Origin of the sequence: Micromonospora sp. NPDC049204 (genome assembly GCF_040647935.1) — a bacterium.
GTDB lineage: Bacteria > Actinomycetota > Actinomycetes > Mycobacteriales > Micromonosporaceae > Micromonospora.
The window spans coordinates 29,464-48,327 of sequence record NZ_JBEZDC010000017.1 but is presented as its reverse complement, the minus strand read 5'-3'; the positions used below and the strand labels follow the sequence as shown (position 1 = coordinate 48,327).

Annotated in this window: 19 protein-coding genes; 12 read left to right on the top strand and 7 right to left on the bottom strand. The window is 71.9% G+C overall.

Annotation, left to right across the window (positions count from 1 at the left end):
- Positions 1–324: 324 nt before the first annotated feature.
- From AB0A90_RS27250 to AB0A90_RS27235, 4 genes are all read left to right on the top strand, one after another.
- Positions 325–3,447 carry a sensor histidine kinase gene (locus AB0A90_RS27250; protein WP_357253530.1) on the top strand — a complete coding sequence of 1,041 codons (3,123 nt, stop codon included), beginning with the start codon at positions 325–327 and terminating at the stop codon, positions 3,445–3,447.
- Positions 3,444–3,851, top strand: coding sequence for a roadblock/LC7 domain-containing protein (locus AB0A90_RS27245; RefSeq protein ID WP_007465177.1), 408 nt, complete (start codon positions 3,444–3,446; stop codon positions 3,849–3,851). The genes AB0A90_RS27250 and AB0A90_RS27245 overlap by 4 nt, the downstream gene beginning before the upstream one ends.
- A gap of 89 nt (positions 3,852–3,940) precedes the next feature.
- On the top strand, positions 3,941–4,306 hold the full coding sequence (locus AB0A90_RS27240; RefSeq protein ID WP_124778091.1) for a DUF742 domain-containing protein: 366 nt from the start codon (positions 3,941–3,943) through the stop codon (positions 4,304–4,306).
- Entirely contained in the window at positions 4,287–4,910 is a 624-nt protein-coding gene (locus AB0A90_RS27235; RefSeq protein WP_357112465.1) for an ATP/GTP-binding protein, read from the top strand. The genes AB0A90_RS27240 and AB0A90_RS27235 overlap by 20 nt, the downstream gene beginning before the upstream one ends.
- Before the next feature lie 47 nt (positions 4,911–4,957).
- Here the strand turns inward: AB0A90_RS27235 and AB0A90_RS27230 are convergent, their stop codons facing one another.
- The 7 genes from AB0A90_RS27230 to AB0A90_RS27200 all read right to left on the bottom strand — a co-directional run bounded on the left by AB0A90_RS27230 (position 4,958) and on the right by AB0A90_RS27200 (position 13,311).
- Positions 4,958–6,046: a uroporphyrinogen-III synthase gene (locus AB0A90_RS27230; RefSeq protein ID WP_357253527.1), complete on the bottom strand. Its 1,089-nt coding sequence runs from the start codon at positions 6,044–6,046 to the stop codon at positions 4,958–4,960.
- Positions 6,046–6,393: a nitrite reductase small subunit NirD gene (gene nirD, locus AB0A90_RS27225; protein WP_357253525.1), complete on the bottom strand. Its 348-nt coding sequence runs from the start codon at positions 6,391–6,393 to the stop codon at positions 6,046–6,048. The genes AB0A90_RS27230 and nirD overlap by 1 nt, the downstream gene beginning before the upstream one ends.
- Entirely contained in the window at positions 6,390–8,927 is a 2,538-nt protein-coding gene (gene nirB, locus AB0A90_RS27220) for a nitrite reductase large subunit NirB (RefSeq protein WP_357253523.1), read from the bottom strand. The genes nirD and nirB overlap by 4 nt, the downstream gene beginning before the upstream one ends.
- On the bottom strand, positions 8,924–10,363 hold the full coding sequence (locus tag AB0A90_RS27215) for an FAD-dependent oxidoreductase (protein WP_357253520.1): 1,440 nt from the start codon (positions 10,361–10,363) through the stop codon (positions 8,924–8,926). The genes nirB and AB0A90_RS27215 overlap by 4 nt, the downstream gene beginning before the upstream one ends.
- The gene (locus tag AB0A90_RS27210) at positions 10,360–12,576 is read right to left on the bottom strand and encodes a molybdopterin oxidoreductase family protein (protein ID WP_357253518.1); all 2,217 of its coding nucleotides are present in this window, start codon (positions 12,574–12,576) and stop codon (positions 10,360–10,362) included. The genes AB0A90_RS27215 and AB0A90_RS27210 overlap by 4 nt, the downstream gene beginning before the upstream one ends.
- Positions 12,577–12,718: 142 nt before the next feature.
- Positions 12,719–12,994 (bottom strand): hypothetical protein, encoded by a 276-nt coding sequence (locus AB0A90_RS27205; protein ID WP_357253516.1) that lies wholly within the window; start codon positions 12,992–12,994, stop codon positions 12,719–12,721.
- Entirely contained in the window at positions 12,991–13,311 is a 321-nt protein-coding gene (locus AB0A90_RS27200; RefSeq protein ID WP_357253697.1) for a hypothetical protein, read from the bottom strand. Before AB0A90_RS27200 ends, AB0A90_RS27205 begins: the two co-directional genes overlap by 4 nt.
- 280 nt (positions 13,312–13,591) lie before the next feature.
- Between AB0A90_RS27200 and AB0A90_RS27195 the strand changes: the two genes are divergently transcribed.
- The 8 genes from AB0A90_RS27195 (at position 13,592) to rpsI (ending at position 18,832) form a co-directional block, all read left to right on the top strand.
- On the top strand, positions 13,592–14,359 hold the full coding sequence (locus tag AB0A90_RS27195; protein ID WP_357253514.1) for a DUF5753 domain-containing protein: 768 nt from the start codon (positions 13,592–13,594) through the stop codon (positions 14,357–14,359).
- Entirely contained in the window at positions 14,356–14,550 is a 195-nt protein-coding gene (locus tag AB0A90_RS27190) for a DUF397 domain-containing protein (protein ID WP_357253695.1), read from the top strand. The genes AB0A90_RS27195 and AB0A90_RS27190 overlap by 4 nt, the downstream gene beginning before the upstream one ends.
- Before the next feature lie 287 nt (positions 14,551–14,837).
- Complete coding sequence (locus tag AB0A90_RS27185) at positions 14,838–15,533, top strand: class I SAM-dependent methyltransferase (protein ID WP_357253512.1); 696 nt, start codon at positions 14,838–14,840, stop codon at positions 15,531–15,533.
- A gap of 90 nt (positions 15,534–15,623) precedes the next feature.
- Positions 15,624–15,881 carry a DUF6364 family protein gene (locus AB0A90_RS27180; RefSeq protein WP_088950199.1) on the top strand — a complete coding sequence of 86 codons (258 nt, stop codon included), beginning with the start codon at positions 15,624–15,626 and terminating at the stop codon, positions 15,879–15,881.
- Entirely contained in the window at positions 15,871–16,164 is a 294-nt protein-coding gene (locus AB0A90_RS27175; protein WP_357253510.1) for a hypothetical protein, read from the top strand. Before AB0A90_RS27180 ends, AB0A90_RS27175 begins: the two co-directional genes overlap by 11 nt.
- A 129-nt stretch (positions 16,165–16,293) precedes the next feature.
- Entirely contained in the window at positions 16,294–17,679 is a 1,386-nt protein-coding gene (locus AB0A90_RS27170; RefSeq protein ID WP_357253508.1) for a nitrate/nitrite transporter, read from the top strand.
- A gap of 209 nt (positions 17,680–17,888) precedes the next feature.
- The gene (rplM, locus tag AB0A90_RS27165; protein WP_053653864.1) at positions 17,889–18,332 is read left to right on the top strand and encodes a 50S ribosomal protein L13; all 444 of its coding nucleotides are present in this window, start codon (positions 17,889–17,891) and stop codon (positions 18,330–18,332) included.
- Positions 18,333–18,352: 20 nt separating this feature from the next.
- Positions 18,353–18,832, top strand: coding sequence for a 30S ribosomal protein S9 (rpsI, locus tag AB0A90_RS27160; RefSeq protein WP_357253505.1), 480 nt, complete (start codon positions 18,353–18,355; stop codon positions 18,830–18,832).
- The last annotated feature ends 32 nt before the right edge of the window (positions 18,833–18,864 follow it).

The following is an 18,864-nucleotide window of genomic DNA, read 5'->3' as shown; positions in this document are numbered from 1 at the left end:
GCCGGCGCTGTGGTCAAGCGCGGACCCCGGTAGCATTTTCGGGACGGTCATCCCACATGCTGGGGTAACGCAATGTTTGCAAAAGCTCACTTTGCATACACGCGTGACCACTCAGGAGTTACATGCCCTGTTCAGGGGCTTGCGGAAATGAAGGTATCAGTTGCCCGGATCACGGGATGCGCTCCATCCGACCGTTTCCTACCTCACTGCGGCTTCCCAAACCCGATCTTCTCTGATGAAATCGCGGCCGTGCCGCGCGTGGTCCCCTCCGCTTACGGCATGGCTCGGTGGGTCAGGCGGGGAAGAAACGACGGAGGCGATGTCGTGAGCACCGGACCGACGACCCTGCCCGCGCTCGGTGACAGCGCTGGGCGTACGCCCCGGCGAGTGCCGAGGCTGCGGGACACCCGGATCCGGTCCAAACTGGCGATGATCCTGGTCGTCCCGGTGGCGGCCGTGATCGCGCTGGCCACGGTCCGGTTGGTCTCCGTCGGCGAGGGTGCCTTCGACGCCACCCGCGCCCGGGCACTGACGGCCCTCGCCGTCGACGTCAGCGCGCTGACCCAGGACCTCCAGGCCGAGCGAATGGCCGCGGCGGCCCACCTGGCCAATCCGCAGCAGCCGGCCGACGCGTACAACCTGCGGGTCCGCCAGACGCAGCAGCAGGTGGACGAGTACCGCGCCGAGCGGGGCCGGGTCGGCGGAGTGCCGGCGGCCCTGCGGGACCGGCTGACCGCCATCGACGACCACCTGACCACTCTGGACGTCACTCGGCAGAAGGTGCTGGACCGTCGGCAGATGGCGGTGGCCGAGGCCGTCCTCCGCTACGGCGTCATCCTCACCGACCTGGTCGGCTACGGCGACGGGCTGGCCCAGCTGCCCGGTGACGAGAGTCTGGCGGACAGCCGCCGCGCGGTCGCCGCCTTCGCCCGCGCCAAGGCTTCCGTCGCCGAGGAGGAGGCGGTCGCGTTCACCGCGCTGACGGCGGGCCAACTCGACTCGGAGCAGTTCTCCTCCTTCGTGGCCACGCTGACCAGCCAGCAGGAGGCCCTGGTCTCCTTCTCGCTGGCCGCCGACCCGGTGCAGCGTGCCCTGGTCGACAGCACCGTCTCCGGTGACGCGGTCGGCCTGGCCGACCGGGTCGCCAACGACATCACCCGGTCGGTGGGACAGCGCCCGCTGGTCACCGCACAGGACGCCACCGCCGCCATCGGCGCCGTGAACGACCTGATGCGCTGGGCCGAGATCCAACTGCAGGACCGACTGCTCCAGGAGGCCGACGAGGCACAGTCGGATGTCATCCGCCAGGCCGTGATCGAGTCGATCCTGGTGCTGCTGACCCTGATCATCGCCGTGTCGCTGGCCGTGGTGCTGGCCCGCTCGCTCAACCATTCGCTGCGCCGGCTGCGTGAGGGCGCCCTCTCGGTGGCCAACCACGACCTGCCCGACGCGGTGCGGCGGCTGCAGAACATGGGCAGCGTGGGCGACGGCGGGGTGGACGAGATCGTCCGCCAGGTTCGGGACCCGATCCAGCTCAACAGCCGCGACGAGGTCGGCCAGGTGGCGTTGGCCTTCAACGTCGTCCACCGGGAGGCGGTGCGCGTCGCCGCCGAGCAGGCCGCGCTGCGTACCAGCGTCTCGGCGATGTTCCTCAACCTGGCCCGCCGCAGTCAGACCCTGGTCGACCGGATGATCGGCGAGCTGGACGCGATCGAGCGCGGCGAGGAGGACCCGAAGCGGCTCGCGCAGCTCTTCGAGCTCGACCACCTGGCCACCCGAATGCGCCGCAACGACGAGAACCTGCTGGTCCTGGCCGGCGCCGACTCCGCCGTGCCGCGTCGCGACGACGCGCTGGTCGTGGACGTGCTGCGCGCCGCCCAGTCCGAGGTGGAGCTGTACAACCGCATCGAGTTCGGGACGGTGGACACCGACATCTCGGTCGCCGCCCACGCCGTCAACGACGTGGTCCGTCTCGTCGCCGAACTGCTCGACAACGCCACCCGCTTCTCACCGCCGAACACCACGGTGGTCGCCGACGGCCGCCGGATCCGCGACTACGTCCTGATCCAGATCGAGGACCGCGGGCTCGGCCTCACCGACGAGCAGCTCGACTCGCTCAACCGTCGGCTGGCCGCCCCGCCGAGCGTCGACGTCGCCGCGTTCCGGCTGATGGGTCTGGCCGTGGTCAGTCGGCTCGCCTCCCGCTACGGCATCCGGGTGGAGCTGCGCCGCAACGTCGAGGGTGGCACCGTCGCCCAGGTGACGTTGCCCGCCGCCACCGTGGTGCTGCCCAGCAACCGAGGCCGCGAGCAGGTGCTCACCCGGCCGCGTCAGCCCATGGCCGTGGAACAGACGCCGCTCACCCCGGCCGGTCACACCGAACAGTTCGCCGGTGCCGCGACCTCGGCGGCGACGCTGCCCGACCAGTGGCGCACCAGCACGCCGGCCCCCGCCCAGTGGCAGTCGCCGCTGGAGTCGCGGGACACCACCCCGGCCGTACAGGCGGGCGGCTACGGCGCTGCCCGCCCGACGGCGCCGCCCGCGCCCGCCCCGGCACCTGTCACCCCGGTCCCACCGGCGCGACCCGCGTACAGCACGAGCGCGGCCGCCTCGTCGGGCGGCCCGACGGTGGCCTACCCGACGATCGACCCGCTGCCCCGGCGCGGCTCGACCGCGGACGCCGCCGACGGCCGCAACGCACCGGGTCTGCCGGTCGGGCCGGTTGCCGGCGCCGGCGCGGTGGCACCGCCTCCCGCGCCGTCGGTGCCCGCCGCACCGGTCAGCACCCGGCCCGAGTTCCCCGCCGAGGCGCCGATCTTCCGGGAGATGGAGGCGGTCTGGTTCCGGTCGCACGGCGACGACGCCACCGCGATCTTCACCCGGCCCACGTTCGACGAGCCGCCACCGCCCGCCACCGCGCCTCCGGCCGACGCGGGACCGCGCGCTCAGCCGAGCGCCGCCCCCGCGCCGACCAGGGCACCGGCCCGACCGCCCCTGCCGACCCGCACGCCGGGCAGCTCCAACACCGACAGCGCCACCGCGCCGGGCTCCTCGGGCCGGGGTGGCGCGACCACCGGTGTGCCGGCGACGCCGCCGTCGTACACCTCGCCGCCGGCCGCCCGGCCGGCCCCTCCCGCACCTCCCGTCGCACCCGCCGCTCCGCCCGTGGACCCGAACGCCTGGCGGACGGCCGCGGACGAGGGCTGGTCCCGGGCCAGCCGGGCCGCCGAGCCGGCTCCGGCCGGGACCACCCGCTCCGGCCTGCCCAAGCGGGTGCCGCAGGCGCAGCTCGTGCCGGGTGGCATCGAACAAAAGAGCGGACGGGACCGCAGCCGGCGGACCCCCGATGAAGTACGCGGTCTGTTGTCGGCCTACCACCGCGGTGTACAACGTGGTCGGACGGCCGGAACGGACCTGAACAGCACCTCGACCAAGGAGAGCCGATGAACAGGCCAGCTGCCATGCAGGACATGGGTTGGCTGCTCACCAACTTCGCCGACAGCGTGGCGGGCATCGCCCACGTGGTGGCGGTGTCCGCCGACGGGCTCCTGCTCGCGTCCTCCCGGGATCTGCCGGGGGACCGGGCCGACCAGCTCGCCGCGATCACCTCCGGTGTGGTGAGCCTGACCGAGGGCGCTGCCCGGATGTTCAGCGCGGGTGGGGTGTTGCAGACAGTCATCGAGATGGACAGCGGGTACCTCTTCCTGATGTCGATCAGCGACGGTTCGTCGATGGCCGTGCTGGCCGCTCGCAGTTGCGACGTGGGCCAGGTCGGTTACGAGATGGCGCTGCTGGTCGAGCGGGTGGGTGCCGCGCTGGTGCCGCTGCCGCGGGACGCAGTCCGCTCGTAGCACCACGGGGCGGCGCTCGGACCAGGCGCCGAGTCAGGGACGGGAGGCGGCACACACCGGCTCCACCGGTAACGAGGAGGTGATCAGGGATGGACCAACGACGCGCTGACCCGCGCGGCGCACTGGTGCGTCCGTACGCGGTCACCCGTGGTCGGACCGAACCTCGTCAGGACATCGCCCTCGAGGCAGTCCTCACCGCGTCTCTCACTCAGGTCGCCGAGTCCCGCTTCGCCGGGCACGACAAGCACCGCATCGCCACGGTCTGTGAGGGCCGAGCACAGTCGCTGGCGGAGATCGCCGCGTACACCCGGATGCCGCTTGGCGTCGCCCGGGTGTTGGTCGCCGACATGGTGGCCGAGAGCCTGCTGACGTTACACACTGCTGCTCCCGCCGAGGGGTTCGAGGAGCGGATGGAACTGCTTGGAAGGGTGCTAAGTGGACTTCGCAGGCTATGACCCCGCTGGGGGGCGGCCAGGCCGGGGAATCGTCTCCGCGAAGATCGTCGTCGCGGGCGGCTTCGGCGTCGGCAAGACGACACTGGTCGGGGCGATCTCCGAGATCACACCGCTGACCACCGAGGCGTTGATGACCGCGGCAGGTGTCGGCATCGACGATCCGTCCAAGGTCCCGGGCAAGGAGACCACCACGGTCGCCATGGACTTCGGCCGGATCACGATGGCCCAGGACCTGATCCTGTACCTCTTCGGTACACCCGGTCAGACCCGGTTCTGGTTCATGTGGGACGAGATCATCCGAGGTGCGGTCGGTGCCGCCGTGCTCGTGGACACGCGCCGGATCACCGACGCCTTCGCCCCACTCGACTACTTCGAGAACCGCAACCTGCCGTACGTGGTGGCGCTGAACCGGTTCGACGGCGCTCCCCAGTACGAGCTGGAGGAGGTCCGCGAGGCGCTGGCCATCTCACCGCAGGTGCCGTTGGTGATGACCGACGCCCGGCACCGGGATTCGGTCAAGCAGGTGCTGGTGACGGTCGTCGAGCACGCGATGCTGCGGCTCCAGTCCGAGCACGGGCGGGGCTTCCCCACGCCGGTCGGCTGATGCGTCGTGTCACGGCCGGCGCACACCGGCCGGCCGTGACACACGCCCTAGTCGACCCGGAGCCGGTAGCCGCGCTTCACGATGGTCTGCACCACGCGCGGCGCGCGTAGGCCGGCCCGGAGGCGGGCCACCGCCATCTCCACCGCGTGTTCGTCCGCGCCCCGGGGCAGCGTCCGCAGCAGTGCCGTGCGGGACAGCACCCGGCCGGGAGACTGGGCGAGTGCCCGTAACACCGCCATCGGGGCGGGGGCGAGCGGCCGTAACTCGCCGTCGATCACGGCGGCGTGCCCGCGCAGGGTGAGCAGGTGCCCTCCGGCCTTGAACGTCATGGTCCTGCGGGGCAGCTCGTCGACGATGGTCCGCACCAGCGCGCCCAGCCGGGCCCGGGCCGGCGCGCTCACCGGCACTCCGTGGCGCAGCAGCGGCTCGGCGGTCACCGCGCCGACGCAACTGGCCAGGACGTCACCGCGCAACGCGGACAACACCGCGTCGCTACGGTCCCCGGCCGCCCGGAGGAGGGCCTCCACCGCGGGTGCCGAGGTGAAGGTCACCGCGTCCACCAACCGGCCGGTGATCAGGTCGATCAACCGGTGCAGCGGCGCCGGGTCGGTCGGCGGCGCCCACCGGTAGACCGGCACCTCGATCACCGTGGCGCCGGCCGCCTCCAACGCGAGCGTGCAGTCGGGCTGCCGCTCACCGTGCAGCTGCATGGCGATCACCTGCCCGGCCACGCCGCGCCGGCGCAGGTGGTCGACGACCTCGTCGCAGCTCTCCGAGACCGGCGACCACTGGTCGTGCAGCCCGGCCGCACGAATCGCACCGCGTGCCTTCGGGCCGCGGGCCACCACGTACGAGCTGGCCAGCACCGAGCGCAGCGGCTCGGCCAGCCCCCAGCCCTCGGCCGCCTCCAGCCACCCGCGCATGCCGATGCCGGTGTTGGCCATCAGAATGTCCGGCGGCTGGTTGAGGCAGGCGCGGGTCGCCTCGCGCAGCTCGGTGTCGTCGGACAGCGGCACGATCCGCAGCGCGGGGGCGAGCACCACCCGGGCGCCCCGCCGCTCGAGCAGCGCCGCCAACTCGTCGCGCCGCCGGTCGGCGGTCACCCCGATGGTGAAGCCCGCCAATTCTTCCCGCATCAACCCTCCTGTCGCAGCCGCACCTCGACCAGCCCGTCGCGGCAGCGCACGTCGTGCCGCCGCACGGTCACCTCCGGCAGGTCGAGACAGTCGCCGCTGCGCAGGTCGTACACCTGCTTGTGCAGGGGCGAGGCGACCGTCGGCACCCCGCCGCGGCTGCCCACGATGCCCCGCGACAGCACGTACGCCCCGGAGACCGGATCGCGGTTGTCGATCGCGAACAGCCCGTCCGTGGTTCGGAACAGGGCGACCTGCACCCCGTCGACCAGGGCGGCGACGCCCCGGTCCGGTTCCAACCGGTCGAGGAGACAGACGGGGGTCCAGGTCAGCGTGATGGTCTGGGTCATCGCCGTACCTCCGGTAGGCCGAGGGTGACCGGTTGCCGACGGCGACCGTTTGTCGGCTCGGATCCGGTCGGGGTTTGGTCGCGTACGGGCACCGGCTGGCCGCGTTCGCGACCGAAGGTGATCGACGGGTCGGGCACGTCGGGGGCGTTGACGAAGGAGGTGTAGCGGCGCAGCCGATCCGGGTCGTCGAGCACGTCGCGCCACTCGTCGGAGTACGTCGCCACGTGTCGGGCCATCGTCGCGTCCAGCTCGGCGCAGAGCCCCAGCGAGTCGTCCACGATCACCGCGCGCAGGTGGTCCAGGCCGCCGTCCATCGCCTCGATCCAGCCGGCGGTGCGTTGCAGTCGGTCGGCGGTGCGGATGTAGTAGATGAGGAACCTGTCGATCAGCGTGATCAGGGTTTCTGTCGACAGATCGGTGGCGAACAGGTCGGCGTGCCGGGGCCGGAAGCCGCCGTTGCCGCCGACGTAGAGGTTCCAGCCGGTCTCGGTGGCGATGATGCCGAAGTCCTTGCTGCGGGCCTCGGCGCACTCGCGGGCACAACCGGAGACCGCTGACTTGATCTTGTGGGGCGCGCGCAGGCCGCGATAGCGCAACTCCAGCGCCACGGCCAACCCCACCGAGTCCTGCACCCCGTACCGGCACCAGGTCTCGCCCACGCAGGACTTCACGGTTCGCAGCGCCTTGCCGTACGCGTGGCCGGACTCGAAGCCCGCGTCCACCAGCCGCTGCCAGATCTGCGGCAACTGCTCCACCCGCGCCCCGAACAGGTCGATCCGCTGCCCACCGGTGATCTTGGTGTAGAGCCGGAAGTCCCGGGCCACCTCACCGATCACGATCAGCTTCTCCGGGGTGATCTCACCGCCCGGAATCCGGGGCACCACCGAGTAGCTGCCGTCGCGTTGCAGGTTGGCCAGGAAGTGGTCGTTGGTGTCCTGCAACGACGCCTGCTCACCGTCGAGCACGTGCCCGCTGCCCAGCGACGCGAGGATCGACGCCACCACCGGCTTGCAGATGTCGCAGCCGCGCCCCCGGCCGTGCTCGGCGATGAGCTGGGAAAAGGTGCGGATGCCGCGTACGCGGACGATCTCGAACAGCTCTCGCCGGCTGACGTCGAAGTGCTCGCAGAGCGCAGTGGACTGCACCACCCCGGCCGCGTCCAGGAGCTGCTTGAGCATCGGCACGCAGGAGCCGCAACTGGTGCCGGCCCTGGTGCACGCCTTCAACGCCGGCACGTCAGCGCAGCCGTCGGCGATGGCGGCGTCCACGTCGCCCCGCGTCACCGCGTTGCAGGAGCAGACCTGGGCGGTGGCGGGCAACGCGCCGGCGTCCGCGCCGCCGCCCTCCGGCGCGAGCAACGCCAGGGGCGCGGCCGGCAGTGGACCACCCACGCTGGCCCGCAGCGTCGGGTACGCGCTGGCATCGCCGACCAGCACCCCGCCGAGCAGGGTGTGCGCGTCGTCGGAGAGGACCAGCTTCGCGTAGACGCGGGTGGCCGGGTCGGTGAACGTGACGTCCAGGCAGCCCGGGGTCGTGCCGTGCGCGTCACCGAACGAGGCCACGTCGACGCCGAGCAGCTTGAGTTTCGTGGCGGTGTCCGCGCCCGGGAACGTCGCCGCGCCGCCGACCAGCCGGTCGGCCACCACCTCGGCCGTCGCGTACCCGGGTGCGACCAGGCCGTGGCAGGTGCCGTCGACAGCCGCGCACTCACCGACCGCCCAGATCCGCTCGTCGGCGCTGCGGCACGTCTCGTCGACAAGCACCCCACCGCGCGGACCCACCGGCAGACCGGCCGTCCGGGCCAGCTCGTCGCGTGGCCGGATGCCGGCGGCCACCACCACCAGCTCGGCGTCGACCGCGTTGCCGTCGGACAGTTCCAGCGCGGCGACCGCGCCGTCCGGGCCGGACCGGATCGCCGTGGTGGCCACCCCGAGATGGGTACGGACGCCGAGGTCGTCGACGTAGCGGCGGAGCATCGCACCGCCGGCCTGGTCCACCTGCACCGGCATCAGCCGGGGCGCGAACTCGACCACGTCGGTGCTCAGGCCGAGCAGCCGCAGGGCGTTCGCCGCCTCCAAGCCGAGCAGCCCGCCGCCGATCACCGCGCCGACCCGCCGGCCCCGCGCGTACTCCCGGATCGCCGCCAGATCGTCCAGGGTGCGGTAGACGAAGACGCCGGGCAGGTCGGCGCCGGGCACCGGCGGCACGAACGGGTACGACCCGGTGGCCAGCACCAGCGCGTCGTAGTGGTACTCGCCCACGGCGGTGGTCACCACCTGCCGCTCCCGGTCGAGGGCGGTGACCGGCTCACCGAGGCGCAGCCGCACCCCCTCGTGTGGGGTGTGCACGTTGAGCTCGTCCTCGCTCACCCCGTCGAAGTACGCCGAGAGCCGCACCCGGTCGTACGCCGGACGCCCCTCCTCGGCCAGCACGGTCACCCGCCAGCACCCCTGCGGGTCGCGGGCGCGCAGCGCGTCGACGAAACGCTGCCCGACCATGCCGTTGCCGATGACGACCAGTTCGCCGCCGTTCATCGCGTCACCTCCACCGATTCCGCTTGGCTCAGCCAATCGACGATGCCGCCCACCGCGTCGCGGCAACCGCCACAACCGGTGCCGGCCCGGGTCGCGGCCACCACCGCGTCGACCGTTCGGGCCCCGGAGCGCCAACTGCGCACCAGCGCGCCCTTGCTCACCGAGTTGCACTGACAGACCGTGACCCCGTCCGGCATCAGTGCCGGTGACGCGGCCGGTGCCGCGGCAACCGTGCCGAGTGCCCGGCCCAGCAGGAGCGCCCGCCGGTCGGTGGGCACCGGGTGGCCGCGGTCGAAGAGCTGGATCACCGTGCCGACGGCCGGGTTGTCGCCGAGCAGGATCGCGCCGACCAGTCGCTCATCCTTGATCCGCAGCCGGGCGTACGTGCCCCGGCTCGGATCGGTGAAGGTCAGCTCCTCACCCGGCCCGCCGCCCACCGGGTCGCCCATCGAGGCCAGGTCGATCCCGGCGGCCTTGAGCCGGGTCACCACCGGCCGGGGCCGGTACCGGGCCAGCGGGTCCGTCCCGGTCAGCACGTCGGCGAGCACCCGGGCCTGGGCCCAGGCGGGGGCGACCAGCCCGGTGAGCACACCGTCGTGTTCGGCGCAGTCGCCGATCGCCGAGATGGCCCGGTCGCTGGTACGGAGCCGGTCGTCCACGATCACGCCACGGCCGACGCTCAGCCCGGCCGCCTGCGCGAGGGCGGTGTCCGGGCGTACACCGCAGGAGAGCACCAGCAGGTCGGCGTGCAGCGTCTGGCCGTCGGCCAGGTCGAGGCGTACGCCGGTGGCATCGGTGGCCACGCCGACCGCCGGCACCGCCAGGTGGCTGGTGACGCCGAGACCGGCGAGCGTGCCGGCGAGCACCGCACCGGCCGCCGGGTCGAGCTGCCGTTCCATCAGGTGCCCGCGTGGGTGCACCACGGTGGTGCTGAGCCCTCGGGTGGCAAGACCGCGGGCGGCCTCCAACCCGAGCAGGCCACCGCCGAGCACCAGCGCGCTGCGCGCTCCGTCGGCCGCGGCGAGGATCCGTCGACAGTCGTCCAGGGTCCGGAAGGGGACCACCCGCTCCGGCAGGTCGGCCGAGTCGAGGCCGGGCAGTGGCGGCACCACCGCCCGCGCCCCGGTGGCCAGCACCAGGTGGTCGTAGCCGATGCGTTCGCCGTCGGCGGTGTGGACCTCCCGGGCGGACCGGTCGACCCCGGTCACCGGTACGCCGGTGCGCAGGTCGATACCGTGCCCGGCGGCCTCGGTCAGCTCCACGTCCGGCTCGTCGACCCGGCCGGCCAGCAGGGTGGAGAGCATGATCCGGTTGTACGCCCGGTGCGGTTCCGCCCCGAGCACGGTGACCTTCCGGTCGCCCTCCCGGGCGTGCAGCTCGCCGGCGAGGCGAGCACCCGCCATCCCGTTGCCGACGATGACCACCCGGGCGGTCATGCCTTCTCCACCCGGACCGCGCAGATCTTGAACTCGGGCATCCCGGAGATCGGGTCCACCGCGTCGTTCGTCACCGAGTTGGCCCGCCCGGCCCCGGCGTAGTGGAACGGGGCGAACACCGTGTCCGGTCGGATCCCGGCGCTGAGCCGGGCCGGGGCGCACAACTCACCCCGGCGCGAGGTGACCCGCACCGGGTCTCCGTCATCCACGCCGAGCCGGGCGGCCAGGTCGGGGTGCAGCTCGACGAATGCCTCACCGGCAGCGCGGCGTAGCGCGGCCACCCGGCGGGTCTGGGTGCCGGACTGGTACTGAGCCAGCACCCGGCCGGTGGTGAAGTGCAGCGGGTACGCGGCGCTGACCTCCTCGGCGGCCGGCCGGTGGTCGACGGGGTGGAACCGGGCTCGGCCGTCCGGGGTGGCGAACCGGTCGGCGAAGAGCCGTGGGGTGTCCGGCCCGTCCTCGGTCGGGCAGGGCCAGTAGACGCCGTCGGCGGCGTCGATCCGGGCCCAGCTGATGCCGGCGTAGTCGGCGGCCCCGCCTGCCGAGGCGCGGCGCAACTCGGCGAACACGGCGGCCGGGTCGGCCGGGAATCGCGCCGCCGCACGGGCACTCGGTAGCGAGGTGTCCGGCTCGACTCCCGCTGGTTCGGTGCCGAACGCGCCGGTGGTGCCGGTGGCGGCGACGGCGGCGGTGACGGGTGCCTCGGCGGCGGCCAGCCTCGCCGCGAGGGCGGAGATGATGGCCAGGTCGGTCCGGACGTCCGCCGGGGGCGGGCGGAGCGCGCGCCGGCGCAGCACCCGACCCTCCAGGTTGGTCATGGTGCCGTCCTCCTCGGCCCACTGCGCCGTGGGCAGCACCACGTCCGCCAGCGCGGCCGTCTCGGAGAGCAGCAGGTCGGCGACGACCAGCAGGTCGAGGTCGCGCAGCCGGCTCTCGATCCGCGCCGCCCGGGGAGCGGAGATCACCGGGTTCGAACCGAACACCAGCAGGGCGCGGGGGCCGTCCGGTGTGCCGAGCGAGTCGAGCAGTTGGTAGGCCGGCACACCCGGGCCGGGCAACTCGTCGGCCGGCACCCCCCAGACACCGGCCACGTGTTCGCGGGCCACCGGGTCGTCGATCTTGCGATAGCCGGGGAGTTGGTCGGCCTTCTGCCCGTGCTCCCGACCGCCCTGGCCGTTGCCCTGGCCGGTGAGGCAGCCGTACCCCGAACCGTCGCGGCCGGGCAGGCCCAGGGCGAGGGCGAGATTGACGTACGCGGTGACCGTGTCCACTCCCTTGGCGTGCTGCTCGGCGCCACGAGCGGTAAGGATGATCACCCGACCGCCGGTGCCGAGCGCGCGGGCGGTCGCCTCCAGGTCGGCCACCGGCACTCCGGAGAGCTGCTCCGCGCGGGCCGGCCACCAGGCGGCGACGCTGCGGCGGACCGCCTCGAAGCCGGAGGTGCGGTCGGCCACGTACGCCCGGTCGACCCAACCCTCGGTGAGCGCGATGTGCAGCAGTGCGTTGGCCACCGCGAGGTCGGTGCCGGGCAGTGGTTGCAGGTGCAGGTCGGCCTGACGGGCGGTGGCGGTGACCCGGGGGTCGACGACGATCAGTTGGCCTCCGTTGCCGCGTTGCTCGGTGAGCCAGCGGACCAGCGGCGGCATGGTCTCCGCCGGGTTCGCGCCGACCAGCAGCAGCGTGTCGGCCCGGCCCAGGTCGGAGAGGGGGAACGGCAACCCTCGGTCGATGCCGAAGGCACGCATCCCGGCGGCGGCCGCCGAGGACATGCAGAACCGTCCGTTGTAGTCGATGTGTCGGGTGCGCAGCCCGATCCGGGCGAACTTCCCCAGCGCGTACGCCTTCTCGTTGGTCAGGCCGCCGCCACCGAAGACGGCGACCGCGTCCCGGCCGGCGTCGTCCTGGACGGCGCGGATGCCGTCGACGATCCGATCGAGGGCGACGTCCCAGCTCGCCGGGCGCAGCGCACCGGTGGCGGGGTCGCGCACCAGGGGAGTGGTCAGCCGCTCCGGGTGGTCGAGCAGTTCGGCGGCGGTCCAACCCTTCTGGCAGAGCCCGCCTCGGTTCGTGGGGAACTGGCGGGGGTGGACCGTCACCCCGGAGTCGTCCTCGCGTAGCACCATGCCGCACTGAAGCGCGCAGTACGGACAGTGCGTCGCCACCTGCCGGGGTGTGCGCCCCGGTCGAGTCGCGGACCATGCACCGTCTGTCATGTCGGCAAAGCGTGCCGCCGGGCAGTTTCCAGTCCGGGTCCCTTCTGTTTCGGTCCTGTCAAGTGGGGCTCACACCGCACGGGGGCAGTGGACGTGGCGGATGGGTGGTGTCGGCGCGGCGATGGCGGCCTTCACCTCACGGTCAGCGCACGTTGGCGCGGTGTGGTCGGCGGGTCAGGGACAGCCAGCCCAGGAACCGGGCGTGAAGTGCTCGTGGGTCAGGACGAACGCCGAGGGAGTACAGGTCGCCGACCGCGTCATGCATGTTCGCTGCCAGATAGAACGCCAGGGCGATCGAATGGCCGTAGAACTCGGTCGCGAGGTGAAGCTGAGCCGGTGCGCACGGCCAGGGGGCGGCGCAGTTACGGCAGAGCCACGCCGGACGCATCGGATGGTGTGGGCGAGGACGGCGGGTCATCCGACCCTCACCGAACCGCCCTTCACGCGCGTGCGCGTGGTTGGCCGACGACGGGCTGCCGGGGCGGGCGGGTCCGGCCAGATCAGGCCCGCGAGCATCACGAACAGGGACCGGCGTACGACCGCGTCGCCGTTCGCGGCCAGCTCGTAACCGTCAATCCACAACCAGCCGTCGTACGTCGGCCAGTCGAGGACCCGAATCACGCGGACGAAGATCGGGCGCAGGAACTGAACACTCGCGGCGCGGGTCAGGTGCAGGACGTCACCCGTGTGCGGCTTCCGTAGGTGGGGCGTCGACTGGGGTTTCCGATCGGGCAGCTCGTCCGGCACGGCGCTCTCTCCTCGTCGTCACGTGGGGAGGGACCGCCCCATGCGTGCTCGCTCGTGGAGATCTTGGACAGTTTCCGATCTCGCGTAACGGAAACTGTCCAAGATCTGTGGCAGGCCAAGGGCGGCCCCGATACGAACGCGTCCGCCGGGTTCCGTGCTCCCTACCGGCCGCGCCGTCTACAGCGCAGCCTCTCTCAGGGTTGTGGGACGCATACACTCCGTAGCAACATTCCTCTGGGACGTTCGGGACGTCGAGGAGGGATTAGGAGTGAATCAGGTACTCATCGCGGCTATGGCCGAGGTCGGGGAGACCGCTGAAAGTCTCGCTGGTCAGATCGGGGTCGATCCGAAGACTGCCGCGCGGTGGGCCAATCCAGGACGCATCCCGCGCAGCCGGCATCGCGTCGAGGTCGCCAGGCTGCTCGGCCGGGAGGTGGGCGACCTCTGGCCGGACGTCCTCACCCGACGGGAACCAGCATGGTTCCGGCCGTGGATCGACATCGAGCGCGAGGCGGTCGCGTTGCGGTGGTTCGAGCTGGCATGGGTGCCCGGCCTCCTTCAGACCGAGGCGTACGCGCGGGCGACGCTCGCCATGGAATCGCTGACCTCCGAAGAGATCGAGGACCGGGTGTCCGCGCGGATGCTGCGACACGCGATCCTGCACCGCCCTCGCCCGCCGCTGGTCGTCGCCGTGCTCGACGAGGCAGTGCTACGGCGACGGGCCGGGCGCAGCGCCGCGCTGATGCGCGAGCAGTGCGAACACATCGCGACGTGCGCCGCATTGCCGCATGTGCAGGTGCACGTCGTACCGGCTGACACGCCGATGTATCTCGGCCTCGGCGGGCCGTTCACCATGGCCGAGATGCCTGACGGCGCGCAGGTTGCGCATGTGGACGGCCAGGTCAGAGCTCAGATCATCGACGAAACGACGGAAATTGCTACCCTTGGACGAAGGTGGGCGCGCATAGTTGGCGATGCCCTACCCAGGGCGCAGTCTCTCGATCTCGTCAGGAAAGCGGCGGCAGCATGGACATGACCGGCGTGCAGTGGCGCAAGAGCACCCGCAGCGGCAGCAACGGCGGTAACTGCGTCGAGGTTGCCGGCAACCTCCCCGGCGTCGTGCTCGTCCGTGACACCAAAGACCGCGACGGCGGGACGCTGACCTTCGGACCGGCGGCATGGGCTGGCTTCGTCGACCTGGCGAAGGCGATCGGCCCCGTCGGCTAACCAACGCAGCACGAACGGCCCCCGGCTCCTGGAATCCAAGGAAATCGCCGGGGGCCTCTCGCGTGTCCGCGGTCGACCACCCCGCCAGGCAGCGCAGGCGTAGCCAGACCGACCACCTGGACCGCCCGCAGCGCCGGTTCCACTGCTGCGGAAGCCGCGGTGACCTCGCGTGCAGCGGGAGGTGAGCCGAACGCCCCTGGAGCTGAATCGCTGACGACATCAGCGTCGCTGTCTGATGCGGCGCGCCTATAATATGGGATATCTGTCTCAAAGCATGGGAGCGCTCGATGAGTGTGACGGACGTCTTCGACGCTGTGGCCGGCACCTACGACGAGGAGCGTCGGCGGCTGATCCCCTGCTTCGACGCCTTCTACGGCACCGCCGTGCAGGTGGCCACACCGCCGCTGCGCGCGGCGCTGGCGGCCGGTCGTACTCCCGAGGTGTTGGATCTCGGGGCGGGCACCGGCCTGCTCTCGCTGCTGTTGGCCACGGCGGTGCCCGGAGTCCGGCTGACCCTTGTCGACGGGGCGCCGGCGATGCTCGCCCGCGCCACCGAGCAACTGCGCGACCGGTCCGTGCCGCACCGGTCGGTGCGGGCCGACCTGTCCGACGAGCTGCCGCCCGGCCGGTACGACGCGGTGGTCAGCGCACTGGCCATCCACCACCTGGACGACGCCGGCAAGCGGGCGCTCTACCGGCGGGCCGCCGCCGCGCTGGCGCCGGGCGGGGTGTTCGTCAACGCCGAGCAGGTCGCCGGGCCGACCCCGGAGCTGGAGCGGCGCTATGACGAGGTGTGGATGGAGCGGATCACCGAGCTGGGCGCGTCCCCCGAGGAGATCGCCGGCTCCCGGGGCCGGATGCGGCACGACCGGCCGGCGACCGTGGCCGACCAGTGTCGCTGGCTCGCCGAGGCCGGCCTGGTCGACGTCGACTGTTACTTCAAGGAGTGGCGCTTCGCGGTGTTCGGTGGTCGGGTTCGGTGACAGTCGCCGGAATGGGCGTTTCGACGCCGGTACGCGAGCCGGTCGCCGCCGGGATGACTGGTGGTCATACCGCTGGGTAGTCTCAGCGACATGACTGCCAAGGTGACTCTGTCGTTTACCGACGAGACGATCGAGGAGGCGCGGCGGTTCGCCAAGCGCGAGGGGTTGTCGCTCTCCGCGTGGATGGACCAGGCCGCCCGCGAGAAGGCGCTGCGCGAGGTCTTCACCGCGCACGCCGCCGCCGTGGGCCGCGCCGGCCTGGACCTGGAGTCCGCCGCTCTCGCCGACGCCCGCGAGGTGGGCATGGTCAACGACCTGCTCTCCGGCGGACGACCGCGTGCTGCGTAGGGGAGAGGTCTGGCGCATCGAGGGCGCCCGGGAACGCCTCGGTCTGGTGGTCAGCTCGGACGTCTACAACTCCACCGACGTGCCCATCGTGATCGTGGTCGAGGTGGTCGAGGAGTCACTGCTGCGCGACTCGCCGCTCGCCGTGTCGATGGGCCGGTACGTGGTGATGCCCGACCGCATCTCCTCGCCGATGAAGAAGTGGTTCACCGGCTGCGTGGACGTCGCCGACACCGACACGATGCTCCGGGTCGGCCGCGCGCTGCGCATCCTGCAACAGCTCTGAGCACCGACCTCACCACCGCCGCCGGCCCGTGGTGCGATCCCCGTTTCCCGGCCGACCCAGGACGGGCACTGCCAGGTAATCAGGCGTTCCTAGCGTTTCTCCTCGTCACACCGACGAGAAGGAGCCGCCGTGAGCACGCTCACCAGCACCGCAGTCACCGCCGCGAAGCCGGCCGCCACCGCGCGTGGGCGCCGGCTCGACGACTGGCGTCCCGAGGACCCCGACTTCTGGGAGGCGACGGGCGCGCCGATCGCCCGGCGCAACCTCTGGGTCTCGATCTTCGCCGAGCACGTCGGCTTCTCGGTGTGGAGCCTCTGGTCGGTGACCGTGCTCTTCCTCGGCCCCGCGTACGGCATCGACCCGGCCGGGAAGTTCCTGCTCACCGCCGTACCGGCGGCGCTGGGAGCGGTCCTGCGGCTGCCGTACACGCTGGCGGTGGCCCGGTTCGGCGGGCGACGCTGGACGATCATCAGCGCCCTGCTGCTGCTGGTGCCCACGGTGCCGATGACGGTGTTGCTGGAACCCGGGGTCTCCTACTCCACCCTGATGGTGCTCGCCTGCCTCACCGGCGTCGGTGGCGGCAACTTCGCCTCCTCGATGGCGAACATCAACCTGTTCTACCCGCAGCGGCTCAAGGGACGGGCCCTCGGGCTCAACGCCGGCGGCGGCAACCTCGGCGTACCCGCGGTGCAGCTGGTCGGGCTGGCGGTCCTCGCCACCGCCGGTGCCGCGTACCCCCGGTTGGTCCCGGCGGTCTACCTGCCGCTGATCGTGCTGGCCGCGCTGGCCGCGGCCCGCTGGTTGGACACCGTGCCCGGGGCGCGCAACGAGCCGGGAGCGCTGCGTGAGGCGGCCCGCGACCCGCACACCTGGGTCATGTCGCTGCTCTACATCGGCACCTTCGGGTCGTTCATCGGGTTCGGGTTCGCCTTCGGTCAGGTGCTCCAACTCCAGTTCGCCGAGCGGTTCCCCACCCCGGTCGACGCCGCCTGGCTGACCTTCCTCGGCCCGCTTGTCGGCTCGCTGATCCGGCCGCTGGGCGGGCACCTCGCCGACCGGCTGGGCGGATCCCGGGTGACCTTCTGGAACTTCGTCGCGATGGCGGCCGGCGCGGGCATCGTGCTGTACGCGGCCCGGGAGCGCTCGTTCGGGCTCTACCTGGCCGGGTTCATCGCCCTCTTCGTGTTCTCCGGCATCGGCAACGGCTCCACGTACAAGATGATCCCGGCGATCTTCCGGGCCCGGGCGGCGGACGCGGTGGCCGACGGTCGCCGCGATCCGGAGGCCGCCGCCCGCTGGGCGCGGCGGATGACCGGCGCGTTGATCGGCATCGCGGGCGCGATCGGCGCCTCCGGTGGGGTGCTGGTCAACGTCGCGTTCCGCCAGTCGTTCCTCAGCTCCGGTAACGCCGACGCCGCCTACCTGGCCTTCATCGGCTGGTACGCCCTCTGCTTCGCGGTCACCTGGGTGGTCTACCGCCGTCCGGGCGCCGCCGATCGGCTCGCCGGCGTGTGAGCTGGGCCACCCCCGGCGCGTCGCCGTGCGGAACGGCACCCCCGTTTTGACCTGCGGACACCGCGCCGGGTATCGTTGCCTGCTGTTGTACGACATCCAGAGGCGTGCCCTATCAGGTACGCTTGGTCGTTCGTGCGCGCTGGTCCGGCCTGCTAGATCTGGTCACCTCGGCGCGCGACCCCAGACCGACGACGAGACAAGGTAGACCTGTGCGTACGTACAGCCCGAAGCCGGGTGAGATCGAGCGTCAGTGGCACGTCATCGACGCCTCTGATGTCGTGCTGGGCCGCCTGGCCACCCACGCCGCCACGTTGCTGCGTGGTAAGCACAAGCCGACTTTCGCGCCGCACGTCGACACGGGCGACTTTGTCGTCATCGTGAACGCGGGCAAGGTTGCGTTGACCGGCAACAAGCGTCAGACCAAGGTTGCTTACCGCCACTCCGGTTACCCGGGTGGTCTGAAGCAGATCGGCTATGACGAGCTGCTGACCAAGCGCCCCGAGCGGGCCATCGAGCTGGCTGTGAAGGGGATGCTCCCGCACAACAAGCTCGGCCGTCAGCTGATCAAGAAGCTGAAGGTGTACGCCGGTGCCGAGCACCCGCACCTCGCGCAGCAGCCGGTGCCGTTCGAGATCAAGCAGATCGCGCAGTGAGCGCGGGCGAAGGAAGCAGCATGACCGACATCATCGAGACCGAGGTCGCCGTCGCCCCGGAAACCCCCGAGGCCACCGAGGCACCGGCGCCCGTCGCCCGCGCGCCTCGTGGTGACCGGCCGATCCAGACCGTGGGCCGCCGCAAGGAGGCCATCGTCCGGGTCCGCATCGTCCCGGGCACCGGCAAGATCACCTGCAACGGCCAGGACCTCGAGGCGTACTTCCCGAGCAAGGTGCACCAGCAGCTCATCAAGGACCCGCTGGTCACCGCCGAGAAGCTTGAGGCGTTCGACGTCATCGCCAACCTGCGTGGCGGCGGCACCACCGGCCAGGCCGGTGCGCTCCGGCTGGGCATCGCCCGCGCGTTGATCATCAACGAGCCGGACGACCGCCCGGCCCTGAAGAAGGCCGGCTTCCTCACCCGGGACGCCCGGGTCAAGGAGAGCAAGAAGTACGGCCTCAAGAAGGCCCGTAAGGCTCCCCAGTACTCGAAGCGCTGATCTTTTCCAGCGCGTTGTACTTCTGACGGACG